Genomic DNA, 14,208 nt, shown 5'->3' with positions numbered 1-14,208 from the left:
CGTTAAAAAGCTTATCTTCTTTAATAAGTTAGGGTTGTAAGACCTAATTTATTAAGACAGTAGTCGAAGATTTTGTGAAAGAATTACGAGGGATTGTAAGGCCCGCGTAAGGGAAGAAAATCATCTCTGACCATCTATTATTACCTTATCACGAATCGATACAAATATCAAGAAAATTCCGTTCTAATTTCAAAAATATGCTTCTTTTTTCGATAAAATCTTTGAGTAATTTCTACTCAGGCGCCTTGATTAGGAAAATTTTACGCATAGATCTCTCAGCCTTTTCTTCATAGCGTGGCCCATGGATCACGAATTCCTTACGTCATCCACATTTCAATAACTTTATAAGGAGAGGGAAAAATAATTATGACCAGTATTTCGCATAAATTAAACAAACAAAGAGCCCGCTATCTGGCTTTTTGCTCATTTTTCTTTGCTATGTTCAATGCGTGGAATTCTCTTGCTACATACCATAAAATAGATCTCGAAGAAACGCCGGTTGATTTTTATACCTCAGGAAAATGTCCTTGCTCTACTGGCTCAATCGAATATGAGAAAAAATTACCTTTCTATCATTACTTAAAAATGACGTCCGTAAAGGATCAGGGTCCTTTAGGAACATGTGTTAGCTTTGCAACTAGCGCAACTGCAGAATATTACTATCAACGCCGTTTTTCTGAAGCGGAATTTACAGTATTGGCTCAAACCCATAGATTAGGAAATCATTGCGAAGGAGGTTTATTTTTAGGGAACGCCCTTCGCGTCGCCAAACAATATGGATTTGTCCCGGAAGATAAACTTCCTTATGATAGATATCTTGAAGAAGTTGCTCTTAAAAACGGAATCAATATCTCTTATGAAGGTTGGGAAGATGATCTTAGAGCACAAGAAGATGCCAAAGTTTGCACAATGAGCGACTATAATGGGACCATGAAAGAATTTGGTATTGATCTTGCGTTAAGTTCTCTTTCTAAAAAAGCAACGGCTCCCGTTGGGAAACCTTTAGAAGCAGATATAGAATCGGTGGAAAAAGCTTTATGTTGTGGGTCTCCAGTTGTGGCTGCCCTTGATATCTATCAAAATTGCTGGGATAATCCCATTTCAAGAAATGGCTATCAAATAAGTATGCCCACCCTTTATGACTCCATAGAAGGCTCACATGCCATCGTCATTACGGGTTTTGACTTTAAACGTAAATTATTTGAAATTAAAAATAGCTGGGGTCTTAAATGGGGCAAAAAAGGTTATGCTTATCTTCCATATGACTATCTAGAGCAATACGCAACAGAACTCGTTGCCGTCGGCACACCTTTGTCAAAAAATTGATCTCAATTAATACATAAATACGACTTGAGAACATTTATCGAAAGATAAATGTTCTCCTCTCTTTTAATAAAACTTTACTCACCCGCCTTAAATTCAAGGCCCATTTCTTCGTAATGTTGACGCCTCTCAGCCCAGTCTTTTGCCACGCGAACATGAAGGAATAAATGCACACGCGTGCCTAAAATCTCTTGAAGATCTCGTCGTGCGGATTCACCAATCCTCCGAATTTGTTGCCCGTCTTTACCCAATAAAATGCGGCGCTGGCTTTCTCGCATCACAAAGACAACTTGAGAGATTTTTACATCTCCATTTGCAAAATTTTCCCATTTTTCGCCCTCCACCGTAACCGCATAGGGTAATTCTTGGTGAAGAAATTGAAAGATTTTCTCGCGTGTAATTTCAGCAGCTAGGAGCCTTTGCGGTAAATCTGACAGCTGATCTTCTGGAAAATGCCATGGCGCGGAAGGCATCTTATCCGCAAGATCTTTCAATAAAGAGTCCACGCCATCTCGAGTTAAAGCCGAGATAAGATAGGTCTTTTGAATAGGTTTATCTTGCGTTAATTGAGAAATGAGCGGCAAAAGTTGAGCTCGCGGACATTGATCAATCTTATTAATCGCTAACCAAATGGGAATATTCGCATCTTTAAGCTTGTCAATCAAAGCAAGCGTTGGTTCCTGCGAGTATGCCGTTGCATCTGCGATCACAAGAATAACGTCAGAGCCTTCAATAGAACTCCACGCAGCCGCCACCATGGCTCGCTCAAGACGTTTCTTAGGTTCAAAAATTCCGGGGGTATCAACTAAGATAATTTGGCTCTCATCTTGCATGACAACACCCAGAATACGTCGCCGCGTCGTCTGAACTTTGGGAGAGACAATACTTACTTTTGAGCCGACAAGTTGATTGACAAGGGTTGATTTTCCGGCATTCGGTACCCCAACAATTGTTACAAAACCACACTGCATTCTTTTATCCATTCTTTTCTAAATACTCTAGTAAGCGCTGCGCCGCCTGTTGCTCTGCCTCTCGTCGCGAAGCCCCAGCCCCCTCCATAGACGGGAGCCCTTCAGCAAAAATAGCCACGGTAAAAATAGGCGCATGATCAGGTCCTTCCCGCCGAACAATTTCATAAGAAGGAGCATTTTTACCTTGAGCTTGGACCCACTCTTGTAATTTCGATTTAGCATCTTTTATAAATTGACTTTTTTCGCTCAAAAGATCACCCCAATACTTTAAAATAAAGTCTTGGGCTGCGGAAAGTCCTCCATCAAGGTATACAGCTGCAATCACGGCTTCACAAGCATCTGCGATTAACGATTTTTTTAGTTGCCCTCCTGAGGCCTTCTCTCCTCTTGTCATTCGCACATAGAGGCCAAGCTGAAGTTTAAGCGCCACCTGAGAAAGTGTTTCTTTATTCACAAGCTGCGTATGACGCAAAGATAAATCTCCTTCTGGTGCGGAAGGAAACTGCTGAAACAAAAGTTGGGCAATAACAAGGCCTAAAACGCGATCTCCTAAGAATTCAAGACGCTCATTATTCTCTTGTATCGAAGTCAAGCTTGAATGCGTTAGAGCTTGATCCAGAAGCTTTTTGTTTTTAAAAACATACCCTAAATTTTCTTCAAGAAGCCGTAAATTTGTCACCCTGTACTCTATCGGATAAATTTTAAAAGACGATCATACCGCAGGTGTGTTAACCATTTCCAGACTTCCCACCATTGTGCAGATGTTGAGAAATAAATGAGTTCAGCCCGACCAATCAGATTTTCTTGTGCCACAAACCCTAAATGATTGATATTCCGGCTATCATCAGAGCCATCCCGATTGTCTCCCATCATAAAGTAATGACCTTCAGGAACAACAAAGACGTCCGTATTATCAAATCTGCCGGTTCCAAAAGGCCTTTCTTTAATTACAAGATGCTTCACTCCATTTGGCAGCGTTTGAACAAATTGCTGAATTTTAACGCCCTCTTCGTCATAGACGCGTTCTTCGATATTCCCTGGAAAATAATTCATATATAAATGATCTGAAAAATCTTCAGGGACTCTCTCAAGAGGGCAGGCCTCATCATTGATATAAAGAATCCCCTCTCGCATCTGAATACGATCCCCAGGAAGCCCCACAAGTCGTTTAATAAAATCTATCTTTGTATTAAAATGTGGGCGGAAAACAACAACTTCGCCACGTTTAGGTTCTTGGGCCAAAATACGCCCTTTAAAAAGAGGCGGACTAAAAGGAAGCGAATAATGACTATAGCCATACGCAAATTTAGAAACAAAAAGAAAATCACCAATCAGTAAGTTGGGTTTCATCGAGCCCGAAGGAATATTAAAATTTTGATAAGCAACCGTTTGAATGGTCCCAATAACCAGGATGGCGGAAACCAAAGATTTCACAAATTCTATAATACCTTCTTTTGAGGCTGATCCTTCTTTTTTCTTTGTTGTGGTCATCAAAAACTCCAATTCTTATCTTATTATCAAGCATACAATAAAAATACTAACAGGCAAGCCTTTCCTCTTTTTTCAGAAGGTTTGACCTCTTTTTTTTGAGAAGTCACGTAATTTTGAAGAAACTCCTAGACATTGTCCGAAGAATTCATTAAGACTTCTCTTGGATGCCTGGGTAGCTCAGTCGGTAGAGCAAAGGACTGAAAATCCTTGTGTCGGGGGTTCGATTCCCTCCCCAGGCACCATTTACGTCATAAATATACGCCGTTAATTCTTAAAAAATTACTGAAAACAATTGAAATTTTCATCTTAATCACTATATTTTCTTTAGAATGTATTATCTAAATTATGAGGCACTCAATTGGCCCTTTTAAAAGTCCTTAAGGTTCCTGACCCCCGTCTAAAGCTCAAAGCTCATCCTGTCGAAAAAGTTGATGGCGAAATTCAGCGCCTCATGGATGATATGCTTGAAACAATGTATCACGATAAAGGGTGTGGTTTGGCCGCAACACAAGTCGGCATTCAAAAACGCATTGTTGTTATTGATTTTGAAGATGAACGGACGCCCGAGCCTCTTCTCATGGCCAACCCTGAGATCGTCTGGTATTCTGATAAACGTGAAGCCTTCACAGAAGGTTGTCTTTCTGTACCAGATCAATGGACGTCGATTGTCCGTGCAAGCTCCGTTAAATTCCACTATCTTGATCGCTCTAACAAGCGACAAGAATTAACTGTCGATGGTATTTTTGGGGCCTGCATTCAACATGAAATCGACCATCTTAATGGTGTTCTTTTTGTTGATCATCTCTCCTCCCTTAAGCGTAACTTACTGCTACGACGAGCGATTAAGATAAAACAGGATTAAAGCGACGCATGGAAAAACAACGTGTCATTTTTATGGGAACGCCAGATTTTGCAGTTCCTGCTCTTCAATTGCTTCTTGATAAGGGATATCATGTTATTGGCATTTATACCCAACCTCCCCGCCCTGCAGGACGAGGATATCATGTGCAGAAAAGCCCTGTTCACTCTTTGGGAGACCGTTATAACATTCCTGTTTTCACGCCAAAAACGTTAAAAACGAATGAAGAACAAACTCTTTTTAAGACGCTAAAAGCAGATATTGCGATCGTCGCAGCGTATGGACTTATCTTACCTCAAGCCATTCTTGAGGCTCCTCGCTTGGGTTGTCTTAATATTCACGGCTCTCTTCTGCCTCGTTGGCGGGGGGCAGCTCCCATTCAACGGGCTATTTTAGCGGGAGATCACGAAACCGGCATTACGATCATGCAGATGGATGCAGGCCTTGATACAGGCACAATGCTGTCGAAAGAATCCATTCCAATCACGCCTCAGACGACAGCAAGCACCCTTCATGATCAACTTGCCCCCCTGGGCGCTTCCCTTTTGTTGAAAACACTTGAAGACTTACAACACGACCAAATAACACCTCAGCCCCAACCTTCAGAAGGCGTTACTTACGCCCATAAAATCACGAAACAAGAAGGGCAACTCGATTGGGCCCAAGAGGCGAAAATGCTCGAGCGTCAAGTTCGTGCTTTCACACCTTGGCCTGGCGCTTGGTTTATATGGCAAGATGAAATATATAAAGTCCTTGCGGCAGAGGTCCTTTCCCTCTCGGGAAAAGTTGGGCAAGTCCTTGATGATCAATTGACAATTGCCTGCGGCCAGCAAGCTTTTAGACCTCAACTCATTCAAAAACAAGGAAAAAAACCGTGTTCTTTAAAAGATTTTTTGAATGGGCATGTCATTCTTCGTGGCACTCAATTACCTCTTGTTGAGAACTGATGCCACGCTATAAACTCACTATTGAATACGATGGTACTCCTTTTGTTGGATGGCAACATCAAGCAAATGGTCTCTCTATTCAAAGTGTCATTGAATCTGCGATTACGGCGTTTTCGCAAGAGCACGTCCGACTTCATGCTGCGGGACGAACAGATGCCGGGGTTCATGCCCTGGGACAAGTCGCCCATGTAGACCTTGAAAAATGTCTTCCAGCCTACAAAATTCGAGAAGCAATCAACTATTATTTGCGTTCTTATCCTGTTGTCATTACAGAAGCTCATGAGACAGATGACCAATTTCATGCACGTTTTTCAGCCGTGGAAAGGTCTTATTGCTATAAAATCCTTTGTCGTACGGCCCCACCAGCTCTCGATAAAAAGCGTGTTTGGTTTATAAAATGTCCCCTCAATATTGAGATGATGCAACAAGCCGCGAACCTTTTCATCGGTAAGCATGATTTTACCACTTTCCGAGCGAGCGAATGTCAGGCAACCTCTCCGATACGCACTCTCAATAGTTTCAAAATCACGCAAGAAGGCAATTTGATCTTTTTTCAGGTTTCAGCGCTCTCATTCCTTCATCATCAAGTGCGAAATATGGTCGGAAGCTTGAAATTAATTGGCGAAGGGAAGTGGACTCCTGAAACTCTCAAACAAGCCTTAGAAGCCAAAAATAGACAAGCTGGCGGTCCAACAGCTCCCCCAGATGGCCTTTACTTCACAAGCGTGCGCTATTAATTTGAAAGCTTATTTCATTAAAATTTATGAAAAATGATCCCCTAATTTTCATAAAAACTTAACCTTCCTCATGCCATCTTAAAAAAAATGGATGGGGGATTGCGTGACAAACTTAAGACCTTTATTTGATTATTATCAGCGCGAGCTTAACTATCTCCGGTACCAAGGCTCACGCTTTGCAACACAATACCCGAAGATTGCGCAAAGACTTGATTTTGGAGCTTCTGAATCCTCAGATCCTCATGTAGAACGGCTTTTGGAGTCTTTTTCTTATCTAACAGCCCGCCTTCAACGAGATATTGATGATCAATTCCCACGAATTGCCACTGGCATGTTGGAGGTTTTATACCCTCACTTTATAAATCCTCTTCCTTCAATGACAATTGCTAAATTCGTCTCAACTCCTGACAAAGGAAAACTGACAGAAGTTACAAAAATCCCCAGAAAAACGCCTCTCTTCTGTCAAACGCTTGAAGGGGAAACATGTCGCTTTGAAACTGCCTATGATATTGAGCTTGCTCCCATTAGCCTCAAAAAAGCTGAAATTATCTCAAGACGATCTCTGGATTTACCGTCCGACATTTTGACGTCGACGAACTGCCTTCTCTTACGCTTTGAAACGTTTGGAATGGAAATCAATCGTATTAATCTTAAAAAATTGCGCTTTTATCTCTCGGGAAATTCCATTCTTCAAGCTAATCTCTATGAAGCTTTGTTTGCTCAAGAAACTGAAATCGCGGTGATTCCAGGCGGACTCTCAGCACCAGAAAATCTTCAACTTCTTCCTCAAGATTCTCTCTATCAAGTGGGTTTTTTACCTGATGAGGCCGTGATTCCTTACCCCAGCCATGCGCATGCTGGTTATCGTCTTATTTATGAATATTTCCATTTTCCTGAGAAATTTCTCTATGCTGAAATCCAAAATTTACATTTGACCAGCACTGCTAAAAGTTTTGATATTTTAATCACACTCGCGGATGATGTTTTTTTATCTCCCAATGATATTAATGAGATGACTTTCCAGCTTCATACAACGCCTGTCACCAATATTTTCAGGAAAACTTCCGAACCTCTGAAACTTGATTATCGAGCCCATGAAACTCGGCTTGTTGCTGATTTTCGTCGGGAAAAAACCACCGAAATTCATTCGATTGAAACCGTCAAAGCCGTTTTTGAAAATCGCGAAGAAGTTCATGAATTTGCCCCATATTTCTCTTATAATCATAACCACGTCCAACGAGAGCAAAAAGCATTTTGGTCTGCGCGCCGTATCCCGGCGATGAATCCAAAACTTTCTGGAACAGATATTCTTCTTTCCTTTGTTGATTTTGAGATGAATCCTCAACGCCCACCTTCTCATATCATCTATGCCGAAGTTTTATGCACAAACCGAATGCTGGCTCAGCAATTACCAGCAGGAAGTATTTTACAACCAGAAAATGAAACGCCTGCCTCGCATATTTATTGTTTAGATAAGCCGACACCTCAAACATCAGCTCCGTTAGAAGGAGATGCTTTGTGGCGCTTGATCTCACACTTATCACTTAATCATTTAACGCTTTCGAACGATCCCGCCTCTTTGGAAGCCCTCAAGGAAATTATGCGTCTTTATTCAAATACAGAGCATCTTCCAACACCGAAAGAACTGAAAGCTCTTGTAGGAATGTCAACAGAACTCGTCACACGGCGCATAGGACTAGAGGCATGGCGTGGTTTTTTGCAAGGAACAAAAGTCTCTCTAACTTTTGATAAAAAAGACGGTGAAGGCGGAAACTTGTTTTTATTTTCTTCTGTGATGAATCATTTTCTCTCTTTATTTGCCGCGGTAAATTCTTTCACTGAACTTGAAATTATTAATAAAAATCGTAAAGGAATATGGAAACAATGGCCCTCCATCTCCGGCAGCAAGAGACTAGTTTAGAAAATCAGTTTCTTGAGAAACCTTATCAATTCGAATTTCATCAAGCTGTTAAGCTTATTGAAATGCAAGCGCCTGATTGCAAATCTTTGGGGGAAGGGGCTCATCCCGGCGAAGAAGCTCTTATTTTAAAAGGTCGTATCCTCTACTCTTATCCAGGAAGCGATCTTTTTTCAGTAAAAACAAATGCTTCCAATGAGAATTTAATATCCGATAAGCGCATCACCGTTCACGTGAACTTTTTTGGGATTGCAGGTGGCCATGGCCCCCTCCCTTCTCCATACACGGAAATTCTATATGATCGCCTTCGTCAACAAGATACGGCCGGACGAGATTTTATCGATATTTTTAATCATCGACTCCTCTCGATCCTTCATCGAATTCGTAAAAAGCATTGGATTGGTTTAAGTGAGCAAAGCCCAGATAAAACTCCCTTTGCGAATAATCTTTATGCTCTTTTAGGATTAGGGACAAACGGAACACGCAATCGGTTAGGGATTCCTGATCGAGGTTTACTTTATTATACGGGACTTCTTTGGGGGCAGCCACGCTCTATGATAGGCCTTCAAACTTTTCTCTCTAACTATTTTGATCTTCCTGTCGAAGTTATTCAATTCCAAGGAGGCTGGAATAAACTCGAAGAAAATCAACTCACACGGATTGGGGCTCGCGGAAAATTTAATCTTCTTGGTCAAGGAGCTGCTTTAGGCGAGAAAGTTTGGAATCAACGAAAAAATATTACTATTCGCCTGGGGCCGTTAGATCGTGAAAGCTTTATGGCCTTTATTAAGCCGGGTTATGGTTATACCCCTCTTTATGATTTAACAAGGCTATATGTTGGCGTTGAACAAGAGTTCTGCTTTAATCTCACGATTAAAGCTTCTGATGCTATGGAAACCCGCTTGGATGGAAAAACCTACCTCGGCTGGACATCCTGGCTCAAAACAAAACCTTTTTCAGAGGATGATGGCCAAGTTTATTTAAGAACATCATAAATTGATGCTTCTTTTATTATCTTTTAGAAAATTTAATCCGAAAAAATAGCTAAGCATCATCACTTGATAGAAAAATATAAGACATATTTTTTAATCTCAAACTTTCTTCTTTAAATAAATATCATTGAATCCCCGCCTCTAACGCGATATGAAAAATTAAGAGAAACTTCTGGAAGGACCGGCTTTGAAACGCTTTTTTTCACTTTTCGCTATTTTACTTGCCTCGCTTTCTTCTCCGACCATCGGACAACAAGAAGAAGCTGTTTTAAATATCTATAATTGGCATGAATATATGCCCCCAGAAGTTCTTGAAGCTTTTACAAGAGAAACCGGTATTAAGATTAATTACGATATCTATGAAAGTAACGAGATTCTCGAAACCAAACTCCTTTCAGGAAGTTCTGGATATGATCTGGTGTGCCCCAGTGCATGGCCTTTTATAGCGCGCCAGATCCCGGCTGGGGTTTACCAAAAACTTCAAAAAGAGAAAATCAAAAATTTAAACGGCCTTCATCCCGAAATCATGGCACAACTTCAGGCCTTAGATCCTCATAATGAACATGCCATTCCATATATGTGGGGGGTGACAGGTTTTGCTTATCAAAAAGAGTTAATTTCGCAAAAATTCTCAAAGGCTCCGACCGATAGCTGGGCGATGTTTTTTGATCCTGAAGTGATCCAACATTTTTCAAGATGTGGTGTCACCCTTCTTGAAGAACCTGCCGAAGTGATTATTCCTGCCTATCTTTATCTTGGACTTGACCCCAAAAAAGAAAATCCTGAAGACCTTAAAGCTGTTGAAAAATTGATCGCAAAAATTCGCCCTTATATTCGCCGATTTGATGCGTCTCGCAGTCACGATGATATTGCCACAGGCGAAACATGTCTTGCTCAACATTGGCTCAGTTCAATTGCAAAATCTCAGCATCATTTAGATCCTCATAAACGGCCTCAATTAACTTATCGCATCCCTAAAGAAGGCGCCCTTATATGGATTGATTGTTTCGTTATTCCTGTAGACGCTCCCCACCCCTATAATGCTCACAAATTTTTAGAATTTATTTTACAACCTCATATCATGGCGCAGATCTCTAATTTCACACGATCTGCAAATGCTGTCCCCGCGTCATATCCTTTATTAGATAAAGAACTCACTAAAAATACATCCATATTCTTGAAAGACAAAGATTTTAAACGCCTTTTTAAAATGGCTTCTTTTTCCCCTAAATTTATGAAGCTTCTGACAAGAACAATGACAAGAATTCGAACAGGACGCTAATATTTTTAAATATTTTGAGAAGCGTCTTTCATAATTTCATCATAGGGCATCCACTCAGGCTTAAGAACTTTTAAAGGTTGATGATTCGCTGACAACTCTTCTTCTTTCAATAAAGCCTCAAGTTTAAGCCGCGCCAAAGCTAATGCTCCATTTGAAGAATAAATTTCACCAACGTCATCTTCCCCTTGAGAAATTTTAGTCCCAAATTCTGGAGCACTTCCTTCAAATTCTACAGGAAAATAACGCTTACGAACTAAACCTCGGTGTTTTGTTCGAGCCGTTAACTCTTGCCCCATATAACATCCTTTCGTCCATGAGATCGCGTGTAAATCTTCAAGGCCACATTCAAGAGAAATGGCGCGTTCAATGATCATATCTCGACTTCCATCCGGGAGGCCTTTCTGAAGTCTCATGTAATCGTAAGCGTCAAATTCAACGATTTGAAAACCTTGAGAGATAAAATTTTGTGAAAACGTGTCAAGAGCTTGAGGTTCTAAATTAATTTGTTCATTTGGGGATTTTTGGGGCATATAGAGTAATCCTCTTACGCCCATCATGGCCCAACGAGGGTCTACATAAAAGATATTTTCTCTATCAAAAAGCGCTTCTCCCAGGGTTAAGGAAAGGCCGAATTTATTTTCAACGTTCTCTCCCCAAAAAGCCCAAATCTGATAACAAGCTGAGACATCCTCTATATCTACATCTGCTTTCAATTTATAAAGCATTAGACGCTTCTTAAGATCTGCGAGCCGCTCTTTTTCAACTTCTAGAAATAAGACACCTGACTTCTCTGTAATGAAAAAATCATGCAGAAATTTTCCTTGAGGCGCAAGCAGTGCTGTATAAATGGCTCTTTTATCAGAGACGTGATGGATGTCATTCGTAATAAGTCCTTGGAGGAATTTTTTTGCGTCTGTTCCTCTCAGTGAGAGAATCCCTCTATTGGAAATGGGCGCCATAAAATACATCTAAGACTCCTTACTTGCTTTAGGTGTGCATCCTACCGTGAAATATCCTCAAAACCAAGTAGAGCCTTAAAATAAAAATCTCCCGACAAGAATTATCGGGAGATCGTAAATTAAGAAAAAGATGAAATGGTCTTAAGCAGCAGACTTAATTTCCGTCTCGTTTATAAGGTTAGTGTTTTCAACCTTTTTCTGTGCGGCTTTAACTCGTTTTTGTTTTAGACGTGTTTCTGCTGTATCAAGCTTTTCTTTCGCCTTCAGAACTTTCACTTTTTGTTTGTCTAATTTCTGTCTTTTCTTTTCAACTTCTTTTTTAGCTTTCTCACTTTTAAAGTTCTCTTCGGCATAGTCTACCGCTTGCATAAGCTCTCCATGACGACGCTCAAGTTTATTAAGTTTATCTTCAAAAGATTTTTGCTTTGAATCAACTTCATGACGAGCTTTACGAACACCTGAGGTAATATCGAGATGTTGATCTCTTACCAGCTCATAGTGGGCTCGAGCCATCATCATTTCTTCACTCAAATTAGCAAGAACTTCAGGCGCTTTGTTCGCAGAAATTGCTCTTGCAAGCGCGATAGACGCTTGCCTTGAATTCACAAAAGCTTTTTTTTCTTCAGGTTCCATCCCCTGAACTTCAATCCACTTATCTGGTGCAATTTTGCTGATGCGGACAATCCCTTTAGCAAGATGGCGATCGCTATCGACTGTGTATAACTTCTTATTTAACCAAGCAAAGAAACCAGTTCCTGACCCTTTTTTAGCTTCAAAGTTTTCATCTTCTAATTTACCCAAAGCTCCATGATATCCACTCATGACATGAGGAACACCGCCACCATCTTTAATGACAAGCTCCTTGCCTACATGCTTAAATCCTAGGAAACCTGGCCCAACAAGCGTTACGATGTCTGTGCCAGTAGTAGAATCGTTATGTTTTACCCTTAATGTCTTAGAACAAACTTTTTCGTAGTTTGCGGCTCCATTTGGATCAAAAACACGAGGAGAAGCAAAATTAATAACCTCAGGTTTTACCTCACTCACAGTGGCTAAACGGTAAGCAGCAAGGGTTGCAAGAGCCGCCCCCAAACTATGCCCTGTCACTTTCACTTTCATATCACGGAGACTAAGACCTTTTTTAGTGGCATGTGTATTCAATGTCCCATAAACTTGATCCCAAGTCTTCTCAAATCCATTCAAGAATCCTGTATGAGCATAACCAGAAGCCCATTCCATTTCAGACATCGTGGCATAAGCATCTGTTGCAAGATTTCTTAAAGATTCACTGCCATGATAGCTAATAATCGCTTCATCACCCCGCACCAAGACAATCCCTGAACGCTCAGCTTTTGTCGAAAATTCAACAATTTCCCAGCCTTCAGATTTAAGTTTAGCAACCATTTCCTTCCCATTGTCAGCGTCAAAGGTGCCGGTGTAAGATAAAGTAGAAAGATGAGCCATTTCTTTGACATCATCTAAAGTAAAGCCTGCCACAGTCCGTACAACAGGTGTATTTGCTGCAACTTCGTCAAGAATTTCTGCTGTTTCAATAACTTGTAAGTGGGACGGCGTTGGCAAACTTTCATTGACCACGATTTCAAGGTTTACGCTTTGTCGCGTTGTTTTTTTAGGATCAATCGCTTCTAAATCGCCTGCACCGTTTAATCCTTGTAGAGATTTTTTAAGAACCAGAAGTTCTTCTTTATCAAAAGCACGTTGTCCCATGGTGGGCGCGCGCAGAGCCATTGTATCTTCATCCATAGGACCTTCAGCATAAGCATTTGCTAAGAAAATAAGTGTTAAAACTCTTGTCGTCGTATAAATTAAAATCTTATGATCTTTATGCATCCTATATTTCCTTAAAAATCTGTTCTGAGAAAAATATAGTTGTCTTTTCGGAAATTACAATTGCCTAATTTACAATTTTAAGATGATTTTTTTGCATATCTAAGAAAATTGGCTGATTTCCTAGATTAAAAATGATTTATTTTTAAGATTTATCCCAAAAATTAGTCATAAATTTATGAAAAAAGATACCCAAAGAAATAATTTTTAACTAAAGCTTAATATGTTGTGAGAGAATTTAAGAAGAATGACATATATCCCCATAGATAGCCTGGCGGCGACCTACTCTTCCACGCCTTAAGACGGAGTACCATTGGCGCAGGAGGCTTTCACGGCCGAGTTCGAGATGGGATCGGGTGGGACACCTCCGCTATTGCAGCCAGGCAATCTATAGGGATACTGTCAAAAAAGTAATGCATGACAGTAAATAGTTGTGACCAATTTGTTCTTTAAGATGTCAGAAGTTAGCTATCATTCAGAGTTTTAAAAACTTAGAAAGACAGGCATCTAACAACTGACTGCTGTTTTCTGTGTATATTCAAGCCAATGGAGCGATTAGTACTCGTTAGCTTCACGCGTTACCGCGCTTCCACACCGAGCCTATCAACGTAGTGGTCTTCTACGACTCTCATAGGGAAAACTAGTTTTGAGGAGAGTTTCTCGCTTAGATGCTTTCAGCGATTATCTCTTCCGCACTTAGCTACTCGGCACTGCCGCTGGCGCGACAACCGATACACCAGAGGTGCGTCCATCCCGGTCCTCTCGTACTAAGGACAGCTCCTCTCAATTTTCCAACACCCATGGCAGATAGGAACCGAACTGTCTCACGACGTTCTGAACCCAGCTCACGTACCACTTTAATTGGCGAACAGCCAAACCCT

At 40.8% G+C, this 14,208-nt stretch carries 12 protein-coding genes, 1 tRNA gene and 2 rRNA genes; 8 read left to right on the top strand and 7 right to left on the bottom strand.

Annotated features, from left to right (window positions below; genetic code table 11):
- Window positions 1-366: 366 nt before the first annotated feature.
- The gene (locus J0H12_05170) at window positions 367-1,326 is read left to right on the top strand and encodes a C1 family peptidase (protein MBN9413293.1); all 960 of its coding nucleotides are present in this window, start codon (window positions 367-369) and stop codon (window positions 1,324-1,326) included.
- Between the two features lie 74 nt (window positions 1,327-1,400).
- On the opposite strand, the gene era is transcribed toward J0H12_05170, so the two are convergent.
- From era to lepB, 3 genes are read right to left on the bottom strand one after another with little or no spacing between them, the layout of a single operon-like run.
- Window positions 1,401-2,294, bottom strand: coding sequence for a GTPase Era (gene era, locus J0H12_05165; GenBank protein ID MBN9413292.1), 894 nt, complete (start codon window positions 2,292-2,294; stop codon window positions 1,401-1,403).
- Window positions 2,295-2,298: 4 nt separating this feature from the next.
- Window positions 2,299-2,973, bottom strand: a complete 675-nt coding sequence (gene rnc / locus J0H12_05160) for a ribonuclease III (protein ID MBN9413291.1) — start codon at window positions 2,971-2,973, stop codon at window positions 2,299-2,301.
- A gap of 8 nt (window positions 2,974-2,981) precedes the next feature.
- Window positions 2,982-3,785 (bottom strand): signal peptidase I, encoded by an 804-nt coding sequence (lepB, locus tag J0H12_05155; GenBank protein MBN9413290.1) that lies wholly within the window; start codon window positions 3,783-3,785, stop codon window positions 2,982-2,984.
- A 166-nt stretch (window positions 3,786-3,951) separates the two neighbouring features.
- Here lepB and J0H12_05150 point away from each other — a divergent pair.
- The 7 genes from J0H12_05150 (at window position 3,952) to J0H12_05120 (ending at window position 10,520) form a co-directional block, all read left to right on the top strand.
- Window positions 3,952-4,027, top strand: a tRNA-Phe gene (locus J0H12_05150).
- Between the two features lie 116 nt (window positions 4,028-4,143).
- Window positions 4,144-4,647 carry a peptide deformylase gene (locus J0H12_05145; GenBank protein MBN9413289.1) on the top strand — a complete coding sequence of 168 codons (504 nt, stop codon included), beginning with the start codon at window positions 4,144-4,146 and terminating at the stop codon, window positions 4,645-4,647.
- Between the two features lie 8 nt (window positions 4,648-4,655).
- Complete coding sequence (locus J0H12_05140; GenBank protein MBN9413288.1) at window positions 4,656-5,591, top strand: methionyl-tRNA formyltransferase; 936 nt, start codon at window positions 4,656-4,658, stop codon at window positions 5,589-5,591.
- Window positions 5,591-6,328, top strand: a complete 738-nt coding sequence (gene truA / locus J0H12_05135; GenBank protein MBN9413287.1) for a tRNA pseudouridine(38-40) synthase TruA — start codon at window positions 5,591-5,593, stop codon at window positions 6,326-6,328. The genes J0H12_05140 and truA overlap by 1 nt, the downstream gene beginning before the upstream one ends.
- A gap of 103 nt (window positions 6,329-6,431) precedes the next feature.
- Window positions 6,432-8,249, top strand: coding sequence for a type VI secretion system baseplate subunit TssF (tssF, locus tag J0H12_05130; protein MBN9413286.1), 1,818 nt, complete (start codon window positions 6,432-6,434; stop codon window positions 8,247-8,249).
- Complete coding sequence (tssG, locus tag J0H12_05125) at window positions 8,213-9,241, top strand: type VI secretion system baseplate subunit TssG (GenBank protein MBN9413285.1); 1,029 nt, start codon at window positions 8,213-8,215, stop codon at window positions 9,239-9,241. The genes tssF and tssG overlap by 37 nt, the downstream gene beginning before the upstream one ends.
- A gap of 184 nt (window positions 9,242-9,425) precedes the next feature.
- Window positions 9,426-10,520 (top strand): extracellular solute-binding protein, encoded by a 1,095-nt coding sequence (locus J0H12_05120; protein ID MBN9413284.1) that lies wholly within the window; start codon window positions 9,426-9,428, stop codon window positions 10,518-10,520.
- Window positions 10,521-10,525: 5 nt separating this feature from the next.
- Here J0H12_05120 and J0H12_05115 read toward each other — a convergent pair whose 3' ends face one another.
- The 4 genes from J0H12_05115 to J0H12_05100 form a co-directional block, all read right to left on the bottom strand.
- Window positions 10,526-11,488 carry a folate-binding protein YgfZ gene (locus J0H12_05115; GenBank protein MBN9413283.1) on the bottom strand — a complete coding sequence of 321 codons (963 nt, stop codon included), beginning with the start codon at window positions 11,486-11,488 and terminating at the stop codon, window positions 10,526-10,528.
- A 132-nt stretch (window positions 11,489-11,620) separates the two neighbouring features.
- Entirely contained in the window at window positions 11,621-13,330 is a 1,710-nt protein-coding gene (locus J0H12_05110; protein MBN9413282.1) for a lipase family protein, read from the bottom strand.
- Window positions 13,331-13,596: 266 nt separating this feature from the next.
- Window positions 13,597-13,711: ribosomal RNA gene (gene rrf, locus J0H12_05105) — 5S ribosomal RNA — on the bottom strand.
- A gap of 150 nt (window positions 13,712-13,861) precedes the next feature.
- Window positions 13,862-14,208 (bottom strand): 23S ribosomal RNA (locus tag J0H12_05100); the annotation flags it as partial.

The organism is Candidatus Paracaedimonas acanthamoebae, from assembly GCA_017307065.1.
GTDB classification, from domain to species: Bacteria; Pseudomonadota; Alphaproteobacteria; order Caedimonadales; family Caedimonadaceae; genus Paracaedimonas; species Paracaedimonas acanthamoebae_A.
This window is presented reverse-complemented; position numbering and strand designations above follow the sequence as displayed.